The organism is Enterobacter sp. JH25 (assembly GCF_021725435.1).
In the GTDB taxonomy this organism is placed as follows: Bacteria; Pseudomonadota; Gammaproteobacteria; order Enterobacterales; family Enterobacteriaceae; genus Enterobacter; species Enterobacter intestinihominis.
On sequence record NZ_CP091319.1, the window covers coordinates 1619124 to 1631779 of the forward strand.

Genomic DNA, 12656 nt, shown 5'->3' on the forward strand with positions numbered 1-12656 from the left:
ATGAAACCACAAACACGCATGCACTTTACGCTCTCTTTGTTAACCGCAGGGGTCCTGTGCGCCAGCACGGCAACCTGGGCGGCTAACGTGCCAGCAGGAACCCAGCTGGCAGATAAGCAGGAACTGGTCAGGAACAACGGCAGTGAACCCGCCTCGCTCGACCCGCATAAAGTCGAAAGCGATGTCGAATTCAATATTATCAGCGATTTATTCGACGGGCTGGTCAGCGTCTCTCCGGCAGGTGAAATCCAGCCGCGCCTGGCGGAGAAATGGGAAAATAAAGATAACACCGTCTGGACTTTCCATCTGCGCCCGGGCATAACCTGGAGCGATGGCACCCCCATCACCGCGGAAGATATTGTCTGGAGCTGGCAGCGACTGGTCGACCCGAAAACCGTCTCTCCGTATGCCAGCTATCCCGGCAGTATGCGTATCGTCAACGGCACTGATATCGCAGAAGGCAAAAAAGCACCCGAGTCGCTGGGCGTGAAAGCCATCAATGACACCACGCTGGAAGTGACGCTCACCCAGCCAAATGCTGCTTTCCTGGCGATGCTGGCTCACCCGTCTCTGGTGCCGATAGATAAAGTCCTGGTAGGTCGTTTCGGTGATAAGTGGACCAAACCGGAGCACTTCGTCAGCAGCGGGGCCTATAAACTGTCACAGTGGGTGGTGAACGAACGCATTGTGGCGGTGCGAAACCCGAAATACTGGGATAACGCACATACCGTCATCAACAAGGTGACCTATCTGCCCATTTCCTCCGAAGCCGCTGACGTCAACCGCTACAAAGCGGGCGAAATCGACATCGCCTACACGGTGCCGATCAACCAGTTTGCTCAGCTGAAGAAAACGCTGGGGAACGAGCTGGACGTATCGCCGCAGCTTGCCACCTATTATTACGAATTCAACACCACCCGGCCGCCGTTCAGCGACGCCCGCGTGCGTAAGGCGCTGAATCTGGCGCTGGATAAAGATATTATCGCCGGGAAAGTTTTAGGGCAGGGGCAACGCCCGGCATGGCTCATCAGCCAGCCGGATATTGGCGGCGTCAAGTTACAGAACCCTGATTACGCCAGCTGGCCGATGGATAAACGCATTGCCGAGGCGAAAAAACTGCTGGCCGAAGCCGGATTTAACGACAGCCATCCGCTCAGCTTTAATCTCCTCTATAACACCTCGGAATCGCACCAGCGTATTGCAATTGCCGCCAGCTCGATGTGGAAGAAGAACCTCGGCGTAGAGGCGAAGCTGCAAAACCAGGAGTGGAAAACCATGCTTGATACCATGCACACCCATAACTTTGACGCGGTGCGCTACGCCTGGATTGCTGATTACGATGACGCCGCAACCTTCCTGAATAACTTCCGTACCGGTGACAGCCAAAACACCACTCAGTACAGCAATCCGGAATACGATCTGGCTCTGGTGAATGCGGCGAAGGCGAAAACGGCGGAGGAGCGCGGTAAGTTCTACCAGCAGGCAGAAGATCTGCTGGGGCGCGATGTGCCGGCGATCCCTGTCTATCACTACGTGCGCACGCACCTGGTGAAACCGTGGGTAGGGGGCTTCACGCCGGATAAGCTTGGCTACTACTACACCAAAGATATGTACATCAAAAAGCACTAACGATCCGCGGTGGATATTATGCTGGTAAAACGGCCAATCTGTTGTCTATTCAACCGATTAAACGCATTTTGGCTATTTTTAAAGCGAACGAATGCGCGCACCCTTTACAGCGCGCGGTGAGGTGTTTATAGTTCGCCTCACTTAGGAAGCGTGGCCGAGCGGTTGAAGGCACCGGTCTTGAAAACCGGCGACCCGAAAGGGTTCTAGAGTTCGAATCTCTACGCTTCCGCCAAATTCGAAAATCCTGCGATAGCAATATCGCAGGGGTTTTTGCTTTTGTTCTGGCTCTCCGCCATGTTACCCATGTTATAGCTTATCGTGATCCCGGCGTCGGCCTTACAGACCTGAGCTTTTACGCACCAGGTATCCGCGATGTTCGAGGGCGTCAGCACCGCTTCGGGCGCGCCCGTGGCTGCGATCTGCCCGGCCTTCAGGAGGATCAGACGCTGGCAATAATTGGCCGCAAGATTGAGATCGTGCAGTGCAACCACCACCGTAAGCGGCAGCTGTGAAACGAGCCGCATCAGCTCCAGCTGGTGCTGAATGTCCAGGTGGTTTGTCGGTTCATCGAGCAACAGCACCTGCGGCTGCTGGGCCAGCGCGCGGGCAATCTGACTTCGCTGTCGTTCTCCGCCTGACAAAGAGTGCCATCGCCGCTGGCGTAAGCTGCATAACTGCATCAGGCCAATCGCCTGTTCAACCGCAGCCTCATCGTCGCGCGTGGTTCTCTGGAATGTTTTCCGGTAGGGCGTACGCCCCAGCCTGACAATATCCTCAACGGTCAGTTCCCCGTCGACCTCAGCATGTTGCGGGACAAACGCCATGTGCTGCGCCCGTATTTTCAGCGGCATCAAGCCAAGCGTTGTGCCATTAAGCGCAACACGTTCGCTGTGTCGTGGAAACAGCCCGGCGAGGCAGCGCAGCAGCGTCGACTTGCCTGAGCCGTTTGGCCCTAACAGGCCGACAATCTGCCCGGATGGCAGGTCGAGATCGATATCCTTAAGCACCGTCTGCGCCTGTCGGGTTACGGTTAACCCGGCCACTGTAATATTCATGGATGCTCCTTTCGGTTTTGATAAAGCAACGCCACAAAGACGGGGGCGCCCACCAGCGCAGTCACCACCCCGATGGGCAGAACCTGGTGCACGATCAGCGTGCGTGAGACGATATCGGCAAGGATCATAAAGTGGGCGCCGATGAGAAACGTCAGCGGGATCGAGCGGCGATGGCCCGGCCCGCATAGCATGCGCGTCACATGGGGAATGACCAGCCCGACAAACCCCACTGCGCCTGTAGCGCTCACCAACGTGGCGGTGACAACGGCACAGGTCAGCAATAAGACAATACGCACGGCGGTAACCGGGATCCCCAGCGTGGTGGAGACCTCATCCCCGAAGGTGAAGGTGTCCAGCGCCCGGGAAAAGAGCAATACCACCAGTAAACCCGCAAGCGTAACGGCCAGCGCCAGCAGCGCGTCAGGCCAGCGCACGCCGCTCAGACTCCCCATCAGCCAGAACATGACGCTACGGGACTGCTCGGCATTGGCGGACGTGCTGACGACGTACGCGGTCATGGCGTTGAAGAGCTGGGTGCCCGCAATACCGGCCAGCAAAATGCGCGACGGGCTTTCACTCATCCCGTTTGTAATCACCATGATGAGCGCAAAGGCGGCGCAGGAGCCGACAAACGCACCGCTGCTCACGCCAATCACGCTTCCCCCCATGCCAAGAAGCATCACGCAGACGGCCCCCAGCGAGGCGCCCGCGGAAATCCCCAGCAGATAAGGCTCAGCCAGAGGGTTACGCAGGATCGACTGTAACACCAGCCCGCACAGCGCCAGGCCACCGCCGCTGCACGCGGCCATCACTGCCCGGCTCATGCGATATTGCCAGACGATACCCTCCTCCGTTTGTGGCAACGCATAAGAGGTCAAACCCAGTCCGTTGAGGATCGCTTTCCCGGTACTGGCATACGACACCGACATATCACCGATACTGGCGGCAAAAACCAGCATTAGCGGCAGCGCCATGACGCCTGCTGCCAGTAAACCTTGCTGGCGGCGGTCAAAAGCGAAATGACTCATTGTTCATCCTGGAAAGAAGCCAGCCGCTCGCTGATAAGCTCAACCGCATCGACGTTACGTAATGAAGGGTTTAACGACATCGCCGGCACCACAATAATGTGGTTGTTCCTGACCGCAGGCATGTTCTTCGTCACCGGGTCATTACGCAAGAATGCTTTTTTTACCTCAACGTCATCGGCAGGGTAAAGCCTGCGGGACATCCCGGCGATAACAATCACGTCCGGCTGCGACTGGGCAATATGTTCCCAGGTTACAGCCGGCCATTCGTCATGAGAGTCAATAATGTTCTTCAACCCCAGCGTGCGGCTGATCCAGCCAGGCGCGCCGTAATTCCCCGCCACCCAGGGATCGCCATTCAGACGGCTACTTGAGAACCAGAATACGACGCGAAGCGGTTTCGCTGAGACGCGCGCCTGGGCCTTTTTGATACGTTCCGTCAGCGTATGATTAAGCTGCTCACCTCGCGCGGAAACATCAAATATCGTCGCCAGATCTGTCACTTCCCGTGTGATTTCGGCCAGCGAAAACGGCGCGCTGCGTGCTCCGTCTGCGTTTGACTTTTCCGTCACCGCTTTATCCGTGCAGTCGGCAGGAGAGATCCACGTATTAATCCCCAGCGAGGCAAACTGCTCACGGGTTCCCACTTCTCCCTGCGGACCAATGTGCCAGTGATACTGCGCGAGAACGAGCTCAGGTTTCTGTCCCACCACGGCTTCAAAGGAGGGGGAATTATCTGCAAGCCGGGGGATATTTTTCCCGGCATCTGCCAGCGGATCCGGGAGCTTGCCGAACCAGACCGACGTTGCGGCGATCTTTTTCTCCAGCCCCAGTGCGAGCAGTAATTCTGTTTCATGCTGTCCCACGGTCACGACGCGCTGAGGAGCCTGCGCAAAGGTCTGCTTTACGCCGCAATTTTCAAACGTGAGGGGCCATGAGGTTGCTGAGAAAGCGGCAGGCGCCGTGGAGAGCAATAAAGCCAGAAATAACCCTTTTTTAAGTAACATAGAACACAATCCCAAATTGTTATGTTATAACATAATACATATATTGTGATTGAGAGCAACACGCTCACCGTCGCTTGTTGCAGAAACGAAAGGCTGGACTATTCTCAACATACCCACCTGGCATTCGCGGGTTGCCTGAAAAACAACAAGATTTCTGATCTGGGGTAGTGAGGATGAAAAAGATCCTGCTCGCGTTTGCGTTCTGTTTTGCCTCCCTGAGCGCCTTCTCATCGTATGCCGCTGAGCCCCGCCAGGCGCCTTCTGAGCAGGAGCGCGCCCGGACGGTCTATATTTTTCATCAGCCGATCGTCATGCTTCAGGCGAAATTTGGCCTGACCACGCCGGAGGAGCGCGTTTTACGCATCCGCAACACCCTGCGCAATTTTACCGAGGCGGACGTGCGTGAGCCGCTCACTATCGTCCCCGTGACCCGCTATAACCAGCAGGGGCGGCTGATCGTGATGAACGGTAAGCCCGTGATGCTGCTGACGGAAGGGGATTTGGACGAAGGGGACGATCTCACCCTCGATCAGGCCGCGCAGCGCGTGCTGGCGCGCATGGAAGCGCAGAGAATGGCCCTGCGCGATCAATACGATACCGGTTGGCTGGCGCTGTCGACGGTAAAAGCTGCCGCTGGCCTGCTGGCGCTTTTGCTGCTCTGCTATGGCGCCTGGCGATCCTGGCGCTGGTTTCGACGCGTCTACCGTCTGCGTATTGTGGAGAATCGCAGCCGGGTGCCGCAAAGCTGGCGGCGGTACATTGGCGCCATTGAGATTCGGCTTTACGCCTTGCTGATGTTCCTGCTGGGTTTGATTGGCTTTTACGTCTGGCTGAGCTGGGCATTGAGTCTGTTTCCGTGGACGCGGGTGTGGGGCACGTCGCTGGGAGACTGGTCGCTTCGCGTGGTGCAGCAAATTGCCCTGGCGATTGTCTCGGCTTTGCCGGGGCTGACGATTGTTCTGATCATTTTCCTCATTACCGCTTTTATTCTGAAGCTTCTGAGGATGGTGCTGAATCAGGTGGAGGCTGGTCGTCTGCAACTTCCCGGCGTACATCCGGAAACCGTGGGGGCAACCCGTAAGCTCATTTCCGTCGCCGTCTGGCTATTTGCTCTCTCCGCTGCCTGGCCGTTTCTGCCCGGCGCAAACTCACTGGCGTTTAAAGGTATTAGCGTCTTCTTCGGCCTGATGTTAACGCTGGGTTCGGCAGGGGTGATGAACCATGCCATGAGCGGTCTGGTCCTGATTTACTCCCGCGCACTGCGTAAAGGCGATGTCATTCGGGTGGCGGATAACGAAGGTAAGGTAAGTGAAATAGGCATGCTGGCGACCAAAATTATTACCCGGGAAAATTATGTCGTTACCGTGCCCAATGCGGTGGTGGTGAGCGGTAAGATCACCAACCTTAGCGCGCTACAGCCTGATGGCAGCCTCAATCTGACGGTCAGCGTCACTATTGGTTATGACACCCCATGGCGTCAGGTGCATGCCATGCTGGAGCTGGCCGCGAAACGGGCAAAAGGGATTGATCTTTCTGAGCCGCCGCTGGTGCGCCAGTTAGGGTTAATGGACTGGTATATCGCCTACGAGTTGCAGGTTCGTCTGCTGCCCGACCAGTCCCTCGCGGTTGCCCGCAATGAACTGCATAGCCAGATACAGGATGTGTTTAACGAATTTAACGTGCAGATCATGTCTCCGAATTTTGTTATGCAGCCAGAGGGCAGCGTAATGGTTGCCAAAGAGAACTGGTATACCGCGCCCGCCAAACCCCCTCAGGGCGAAACCTGAGGCCCCGGTTTTCTCGAGGTAAGGCAAAAGATCACAGTTTCTGATCGACAATCGCCGATTTTATACGGGTCATCGCCAGAATATTTTTTGAACGCATATTCAATTTCTCGAGGATCCTCACGCGGTAGGTGCTGGTCGTTTTTTGTGATAGTTGCAGCTTTTTCGCGATTTCATGATTTTCCATATGGAAAAGCTTTAGCACGTCATATTCGCGTCGGGTAAAGGAGTGTGTCCTGAGCGCCCGATAAAAACGCATCAGCTGCTGAAAAGGGTGAGCAGTAAAATGCATCGACGAATAGATAATATTATCAATTCTCACCGCGCTGTTGGCTTCTATCTCATGCATCAGGACAATGTAATCACGCTTGACTTTTTTGACCTGCTGAATGGTTTTATTGCGTAACTTATCCTGTTCAACCGCAATGATAAAATCCAGCTCGGGATCGACCTCATAAAGATGGTGAATATCCTCCTCATCGCGAATCAAATGGGTAGATGTCAGTGAGCTTGAGACACCGTGGCAAAGGTAATAGTTATCGCTGATAAAAATATAATTCATAATTAATGGGCAGGGTTTTAGATAAAATTCATTAAAAATCTAAGAGGCTTAATCTGTAGTATTTTCTGCCAGACAGCGGCGAGGTCGACGACCCCGGCCATCGACAGCAGAACCAGAATAATCAGCAGCGTAGATAGCGTTATCGCAAACATAAAACGCGTAATTTTTTTCTGCATTTTTTGCTGATGCGTTACCCGCTGGTCCTCTTTTTCATACTCGACCATGGTGGTAATAGCCTGGCCCTGCACGTAGTACACCTTACCCTCTTCGCTGAGATCGCCCGTGATCACGAGCGACTCAAGTAAGAGCGCGATTTTTCTGCTAAACGACTCATTTTTGATATGTTTATACCAAAGTGTGCCGTAAAGCATGGCGATCACTTCCCGCTGGGTGAAACCAGACGAAACGCGCGAAGGGCGCTGGTTGACGTAGTCGGTCACCAGCAGCCTGAGCAAGTTGTAACGGTCCCGGCTGATGGTTTCTGAATCAGATTTCAGGCCAGAAATACAGCGCCCTTTCAGACGAGCAAGGGCCGTTTTTAAGGTGATGATTTTCGTATAATGGTCAAAGGCAAACGGGATAATGCCTTTGTAAGCCTGAAACCCATTGCGCTTATAGTGAATGATTTCAGCCTGCATTTCGCTGATATCTTCCACGCTCATACTGACATCTTCGCTTTTATGCATCGGGCAGAGGACAACGTTGCTGCTTTCGTGCTTCTTCAGAATATAACGCGTATTGTCGGCATCTTTTAAGTACACCAGAAAATAGTCATGCGGTTTTTTTTTTGCGCACCGTTCTGGATCAGCCACGGCAGAAATTTACGCCAGAGAATAAGTCTGTAGTTATCGGTATCGAATAATTTCATGGAAAATCTCTTATCGCAGTGACCTGCGTGAATAGGGTCTTACAAGGGCATATTGAGGTGGTAATGTTGCACGGATAAGCTGCGGTGTATGAAAAAGAGTCTAGATCACAAACTTTCATTCTAATAAGTTTATGTGATGTAAAAATAAATGTTTACATTTTAGCCAGCCGATGACGAAGAAGTGATCGGAGCGGAAGGGAATGACGCAAGAAGCTCAACGTAATGCAATTTCCTGCTTTACATCATGCTCAGAGATGTTTATAGTGCGCCTCACTTTGGAAGCGTGGCCGAGCGGTTGAAGGCACCGGTCTTGAAAACCGGCGACCCGAAAGGGTTCTAGAGTTCGAATCTCTACGCTTCCGCCAAATTCGAAAACCCTGCGATAGCAATATCGCAGGGTTTTTTCGTTATTCCAGCCCAAGCGTATACTGTGCGATTTTGAAGTAGATAATGAGCCCGGTACCGTCGATCAGCGTGGCGATAAACGGCGCGGAAACGACCGCCGGGTCGATTTTGCAACGTTTCAATACCATCGGGATCACCGATGAGACAATGGCGCTCCACAGCGTAATGCAGACCAGCGTCAGGCTGACGATAAGCGTGATTTCCATCCCAATGCCCATCATCCAGGCACGAACGCAGCCCGCCAGGCCCAGCGTGGCGGCAATCATTAACGAGGTGCTCATCTCTTTGCGCAGCACGCGACCCACGTCGCGAAGGTGGACTTCACCCAGCGCCATGGCGCGCACCAGCGTCGAGGTAATCTGCGTCCCGCTGTTTCCGCCGGTGCCAATCAGCAGCGGAATAAAGAACGCCAGCGCAATGGCGGATTCCAGCGCCTCTTCAAAATGCTGGATCACCGAGCTGGTATACGCTTCCGCGACAAACAGCAGCAGCAGCCAGACGGAGCGTTTCTTCCACAGGCTAAAGGCGCTGGTTTCCAGATAGGGCTTCTCCAGCGGCAGCGTTGCCCCCTGAAGCTGGGCATCTTCAGTAACGTCATCTTCCAGCAGATGGGCGATTTCACGCTCGGTAAGGCAGCCCACCAGCTTGCCGTGGGTCACCACCGGTACGACATCCGCACCTGCGTGCGCCAGTAACCCGGCGACATCCGCCCGCTCATCTTCCGGTTTAAGCTGGATAAAATCCGATATCATCAGCCCCTTAACGGGCTGTACGGTATCCGTGGCCTGCAATAATTTACGTACGGCAATCAAACCCGCGAGGCGACCGTTGTCTTCGATAAAAATATGTGACGGAATATCATCATCTTTTAATTTTTCAAAGAACTGCTCGCGTGCCAGAGCCACGCATAATGAAATATCAATAACGATAAAATCGGTATTCATATATTGCGCGATGGCGCTGTCGTTAAAAGCCAGATTTTGGTTGTGAATAGCGTAAGACATTGTAACTTCCCTTTGAATAATAAAATCTCTCAGGGGCGAGCAAGACAGGGCATGTCGGAAAGGAGATCCCCACGTCCTGGGTTCAGCACTGTACACCGTATCCCGTAAGGGAAGTTATACTGGCAAAGCCTTGATTCGACAGTGCCTGTTTTACCCTGTGCCGGTTCTCTCGAACCCACCAGAGCGATAACGTGTATTTGTACAGGAGCCTCGCCATAACGAGATCGTTGTAAAACGTGAGGGATAATACGCTTATTTAAAATGGCTGCTGAGGAATTTTAATAATGTTTAAGTATGGTTTAAATGAATATTATTGAATGAATGTTGACGTTTTATTTAACTATTTTCACTTCTAATGGGGAATTCTGATGTTACCGGGGAGAGTAAAATGGCATGGCTGGACACGCTGCTGGATCATTTTGCGCATTATCCAACGCATCTCTTCGCGTTGCTCGTTGTTATGGCACTGAGTAAATCAACGGTACTGATCTCTTCCGTGCTCCCGCCCGCATCGGTCATGCTGCTGGCGGGGATTGCCGTCAGCCAGTCGAGTATGCATCCGGCGCTGACGTGGCTGGCGGTGGTGATGGGCGCTACGGCAGGATCGGTGCTGAATTACCATATCGGCCAGCTGATGGGGCATACCCGGCGAGTGTCACGCTTCACGGCAAAACATGCCGGGAAGTTTTTGCGGGTACAGCACCAGCTGCATAAAAATGGCGTGCTGGTGTTGTTCACCTCGCGTTTCCTGGCGGTACTGCGCTATATCGTGCCGCTGGCGGCGGGCATGCTCAGGCTGAGCGCGATAAAGGTTTACGCCATCAGCCTGCTTTCAGCCTGCGCATGGGCGGCGCTGTATGTCGGCATCGTCACCAGCATCAGCCTCTGAATCAGCGAGTCACGTATTCATCAGTTTGAGAAATGCTTCCCGAAAAACCTGTCACGAATCTGTCACACTCAAAGCGACATTAAAAAAACGTGTGAGGAATTAGGGATGAGAAAAGCACTACTCGCAGTTGCCGTGGCAGGTACCCTTGCCGTGACCTTTGGCGCACAGGCGCAGGACACACCGGACGGCTATCAGCTGGAACAGGTACTCATCATGAGCCGCCACAACCTGCGTGCGCCGCTCGCCAATAACGGCAGCGTGCTGGAGCAGTCCACGCCGAAGCAGTGGCCGGAGTGGGACGTCCCGGGTGGACAGCTCACCACCAAAGGGGGCGTACTGGAAGTGTATATGGGTCACTATATACGCGAGTGGCTGGCAGAGCAGGGGATGGTGAAGACGGGTGAATGCCCGCAAGCGGATACCGTCTATGCCTACGCCAACAGCCTCCAGCGCACCGTGGCGACCGCGCAGTTCTTTATCACCGGCGCGTTCCCGGGGTGCGATGTGCCTGTGCATCATCAGGAAAAAATGGGCACCATGGACCCCACCTTCAATCCGGTCATTACCGATAAATCCCCTGAGTTTCGTGAGAAAGCGCTGAAAGCGATGGAGACAGAACGGCAGAAAATGCAGCTGGATGAAAGCTACAAACTGCTGGAGCTGCTGACAAACTATAGCGACTCGCCGTCCTGCAAGGAGAAAAAAGTCTGTTCCCTGACGGAGGCGAAAGATACGTTCAGCGCCGATTATGAAAAAGAGCCGGGCGTCTCCGGGCCGCTGAAAGTGGGTAACTCGCTGGTGGATGCGTTCACCCTACAGTATTACGAAGGATTCCCGGCAGACCAGGTGGCATGGGGGGAAATCAAAACCGATCAGCAGTGGCGCGTGCTGTCGAAGCTGAAAAACGGCTACCAGGACTCGCTGTTTACCTCGACGGACGTGGCGCAGAACGTGGCTAAACCGTTGGTGAAGTACATTGATAAAGCGCTGGTGACCGAACAGGCCAAAGCGCCAAAAATTACCCTGCTGGTGGGGCACGACTCCAACATTGCCTCGCTGCTGACCGCGCTGGATTTCAGGCCTTATCAGCTGCACGACCAGCAGGAACGAACCCCGATTGGCGGTAAAATTGTCTTCCAGCGCTGGCATGACAAAAACACTAACCAGGAGCTGATGAAAATTGAGTATGTCTACCAGAGTTCAGAGCAGTTGCGTAATGCCAGCGTGCTGTCGCTGCAATCTCCTGCGCAGCGCGTGACGCTGGAGCTGAAGGGCTGTCCGGTAGATGGCAACGGCTTCTGTCCGATCGATAAATTCAATGCGGTGATGAACAACGCGGCGAAATAGAAGAAAACCCCCCGCGCGGGCGGGGGGAACATTCAGACGTTTTTACGTTCGATGGTTTGCTCGCCCCAGAACAGCGAGTCTTTGTCGGTTTTTTCGAAGGCGCGAACCAGCACTTCATCGTTGCCTTCTTCCCAAATCTGCTCAGCCAGCTTTTCGTCATACCTGGCGACTTCAAAGATGGCTTCTGCAATCTCCGGAGAGGTATTGCGTAAACTTGCCCATTCGCCCACGTGGTGAGCTTTGGATTCTTGAGTTGGCATACTTGTCCTCCTGTTGGGTTAGCCGTTCAGTTTTTTGGCAAGACCCGCGACGTATTCACCCTGATAGCGGGCGATCGAAAGTTCTTCATTGCTTGGCTGACGTGAACCATCCCCACCGGCAATGGTTGTCGCGCCATACGGTGTCCCGCCACGGACCTGGGAAACATCAAACAGTTCCTGCGCGCCGTAGCCAATCGGCACAATCACCATCCCATGATGTGCAAGGGTAGTCCAGGTTGAGGTGATCGTCTGCTCCTGGCCGCCGCCTGTGCCGGTAGAGCTGAAAACGCTGGCCAGCTTGCCGTATAACGCGCCGGAGGCCCAGAGCCCGCCCGTCTGGTCGAGGAAGGTGCGCATCTGGCCGGACATATTGCCGAAGCGGGTCGGGGTGCCGAAGATAATGGCATCATAGTCCGCGAGCTCCTGCGGGGTGGCGACCTGGGCGTTTTGTGTTTTTCCCCCGGCTTTGGCGAAGGCTTCCGCCTGCATGGTTTCCGGTACGCGTTTAACCACAACCTCAACGCCGTCTACTCTGTTTGCGCCTTCTGCAACTGCGTGAGCCATGGTTTCAATGTGTCCATACATGGAATAATAGAGCACCAGAACTTTTGCCATTTTGCATCACTCCTCGTTGGTTTTTCTTACAGCGGATCGCTGCGTTACTTTAAAGATATGACATCACGGCCAGACTGCAAAAATGAACGGCATTTATTTGATATATAACAATATCTTTTCATTACGTGCTTTGTAGCAAAATGAAACAACTTTAGCGGCGCTGATTTTTCAAAATATAAGAATGGCTTATGGATGACCTCCTCAAT

12 protein-coding genes, 2 tRNA genes and 1 riboswitch are annotated in these 12656 nt (G+C 53.9%); of the genes, 6 read left to right on the forward strand and 8 right to left on the reverse strand.

The window, feature by feature from the left end; translation table 11 throughout:
- Both L2Y28_RS07610 and L2Y28_RS07615 read left to right on the forward strand, forming a co-directional pair.
- Positions 1 to 1629: an ABC transporter substrate-binding protein gene (locus L2Y28_RS07610; protein WP_022647664.1), complete on the forward strand. Its 1629-nt coding sequence runs from the start codon at positions 1 to 3 to the stop codon at positions 1627 to 1629.
- 144 nt (positions 1630 to 1773) lie between these two features.
- Positions 1774 to 1861 (forward strand) — tRNA-Ser (locus L2Y28_RS07615).
- Here the strand turns inward: L2Y28_RS07615 and L2Y28_RS07620 are convergent.
- From L2Y28_RS07620 to L2Y28_RS07630, 3 genes are read right to left on the reverse strand one after another with little or no spacing between them, the layout of a single operon-like run.
- Complete coding sequence (locus tag L2Y28_RS07620; protein ID WP_022647665.1) at positions 1848 to 2684, reverse strand: ABC transporter ATP-binding protein; 837 nt, start codon at positions 2682 to 2684, stop codon at positions 1848 to 1850. The two genes, L2Y28_RS07615 and L2Y28_RS07620, sit on opposite strands and share 14 nt — an antisense overlap.
- Complete coding sequence (locus tag L2Y28_RS07625; RefSeq protein WP_022647666.1) at positions 2681 to 3712, reverse strand: iron ABC transporter permease; 1032 nt, start codon at positions 3710 to 3712, stop codon at positions 2681 to 2683. The genes L2Y28_RS07620 and L2Y28_RS07625 overlap by 4 nt, the downstream gene beginning before the upstream one ends.
- Positions 3709 to 4716 (reverse strand): ABC transporter substrate-binding protein, encoded by a 1008-nt coding sequence (locus L2Y28_RS07630; protein ID WP_023330131.1) that lies wholly within the window; start codon positions 4714 to 4716, stop codon positions 3709 to 3711. The genes L2Y28_RS07625 and L2Y28_RS07630 overlap by 4 nt, the downstream gene beginning before the upstream one ends.
- Positions 4717 to 4889: 173 nt before the next feature.
- Here L2Y28_RS07630 and L2Y28_RS07635 point away from each other — a divergent pair, with 173 nt between their 5' ends.
- Positions 4890 to 6503: a mechanosensitive ion channel family protein gene (locus tag L2Y28_RS07635; protein WP_022647668.1), complete on the forward strand. Its 1614-nt coding sequence runs from the start codon at positions 4890 to 4892 to the stop codon at positions 6501 to 6503.
- A gap of 31 nt (positions 6504 to 6534) precedes the next feature.
- Here L2Y28_RS07635 and L2Y28_RS07640 read toward each other — a convergent pair whose 3' ends face one another.
- On the reverse strand, positions 6535 to 7062 hold the full coding sequence (locus L2Y28_RS07640) for a LuxR C-terminal-related transcriptional regulator (protein ID WP_022647669.1): 528 nt from the start codon (positions 7060 to 7062) through the stop codon (positions 6535 to 6537).
- Between the two features lie 17 nt (positions 7063 to 7079).
- The gene (locus tag L2Y28_RS07645) at positions 7080 to 7823 is read right to left on the reverse strand and encodes a hypothetical protein (RefSeq protein ID WP_050483678.1); all 744 of its coding nucleotides are present in this window, start codon (positions 7821 to 7823) and stop codon (positions 7080 to 7082) included.
- Positions 7824 to 8207: 384 nt separating this feature from the next.
- On the opposite strand from L2Y28_RS07645, the gene L2Y28_RS07655 reads away from it, so the two are divergent.
- Positions 8208 to 8295 (forward strand) — tRNA-Ser (locus tag L2Y28_RS07655).
- Between the two features lie 42 nt (positions 8296 to 8337).
- On the opposite strand, the gene L2Y28_RS07660 is transcribed toward L2Y28_RS07655, so the two are convergent.
- Positions 8338 to 9339 carry a magnesium transporter gene (locus L2Y28_RS07660; protein WP_003858115.1) on the reverse strand — a complete coding sequence of 334 codons (1002 nt, stop codon included), beginning with the start codon at positions 9337 to 9339 and terminating at the stop codon, positions 8338 to 8340.
- 60 nt (positions 9340 to 9399) lie between these two features.
- Positions 9400 to 9569, reverse strand: a riboswitch (M-box (ykoK) riboswitch).
- 158 nt (positions 9570 to 9727) lie between these two features.
- On the opposite strand from L2Y28_RS07660, the gene L2Y28_RS07665 reads away from it, so the two are divergent.
- Both L2Y28_RS07665 and agp read left to right on the forward strand, forming a co-directional pair.
- Positions 9728 to 10228, forward strand: coding sequence for a DedA family protein (locus L2Y28_RS07665; protein WP_022647672.1), 501 nt, complete (start codon positions 9728 to 9730; stop codon positions 10226 to 10228).
- Between the two features lie 105 nt (positions 10229 to 10333).
- Positions 10334 to 11575, forward strand: coding sequence for a bifunctional glucose-1-phosphatase/inositol phosphatase (gene agp / locus L2Y28_RS07670; RefSeq protein WP_022647673.1), 1242 nt, complete (start codon positions 10334 to 10336; stop codon positions 11573 to 11575).
- A gap of 32 nt (positions 11576 to 11607) precedes the next feature.
- Here agp and L2Y28_RS07675 read toward each other — a convergent pair whose 3' ends face one another.
- Together L2Y28_RS07675 and wrbA are read right to left on the reverse strand one after the other, a co-directional pair.
- Entirely contained in the window at positions 11608 to 11835 is a 228-nt protein-coding gene (locus L2Y28_RS07675; protein ID WP_022647674.1) for a YccJ family protein, read from the reverse strand.
- Between the two features lie 18 nt (positions 11836 to 11853).
- Positions 11854 to 12450, reverse strand: coding sequence for an NAD(P)H:quinone oxidoreductase (gene wrbA / locus L2Y28_RS07680; protein ID WP_022647675.1), 597 nt, complete (start codon positions 12448 to 12450; stop codon positions 11854 to 11856).
- Positions 12451 to 12656: the final 206 nt, after the last annotated feature.

What these genes read in the sequence shown, in the direction of transcription:
- L2Y28_RS07610 (WP_022647664.1), top strand. Translation starts at nt 1, where the DNA reads ATGAAACCACAAACACGCATGCACTTTACGCTCTCTTTGTTAACCGCA.
- L2Y28_RS07620 (WP_022647665.1), bottom strand. Translation starts at nt 2,684, where the DNA reads ATGAATATTACAGTGGCCGGGTTAACCGTAACCCGACAGGCGCAGACG.
- L2Y28_RS07625 (WP_022647666.1), bottom strand. Translation starts at nt 3,712, where the DNA reads ATGAGTCATTTCGCTTTTGACCGCCGCCAGCAAGGTTTACTGGCAGCA.
- L2Y28_RS07630 (WP_023330131.1), bottom strand. Translation starts at nt 4,716, where the DNA reads ATGTTACTTAAAAAAGGGTTATTTCTGGCTTTATTGCTCTCCACGGCG.
- L2Y28_RS07635 (WP_022647668.1), top strand. Translation starts at nt 4,890, where the DNA reads ATGAAAAAGATCCTGCTCGCGTTTGCGTTCTGTTTTGCCTCCCTGAGC.
- L2Y28_RS07640 (WP_022647669.1), bottom strand. Translation starts at nt 7,062, where the DNA reads ATGAATTATATTTTTATCAGCGATAACTATTACCTTTGCCACGGTGTC.
- L2Y28_RS07660 (WP_003858115.1), bottom strand. Translation starts at nt 9,339, where the DNA reads ATGTCTTACGCTATTCACAACCAAAATCTGGCTTTTAACGACAGCGCC.
- L2Y28_RS07665 (WP_022647672.1), top strand. Translation starts at nt 9,728, where the DNA reads ATGGCATGGCTGGACACGCTGCTGGATCATTTTGCGCATTATCCAACG.
- agp (WP_022647673.1), top strand. Translation starts at nt 10,334, where the DNA reads ATGAGAAAAGCACTACTCGCAGTTGCCGTGGCAGGTACCCTTGCCGTG.
- L2Y28_RS07675 (WP_022647674.1), bottom strand. Translation starts at nt 11,835, where the DNA reads ATGCCAACTCAAGAATCCAAAGCTCACCACGTGGGCGAATGGGCAAGT.
- wrbA (WP_022647675.1), bottom strand. Translation starts at nt 12,450, where the DNA reads ATGGCAAAAGTTCTGGTGCTCTATTATTCCATGTATGGACACATTGAA.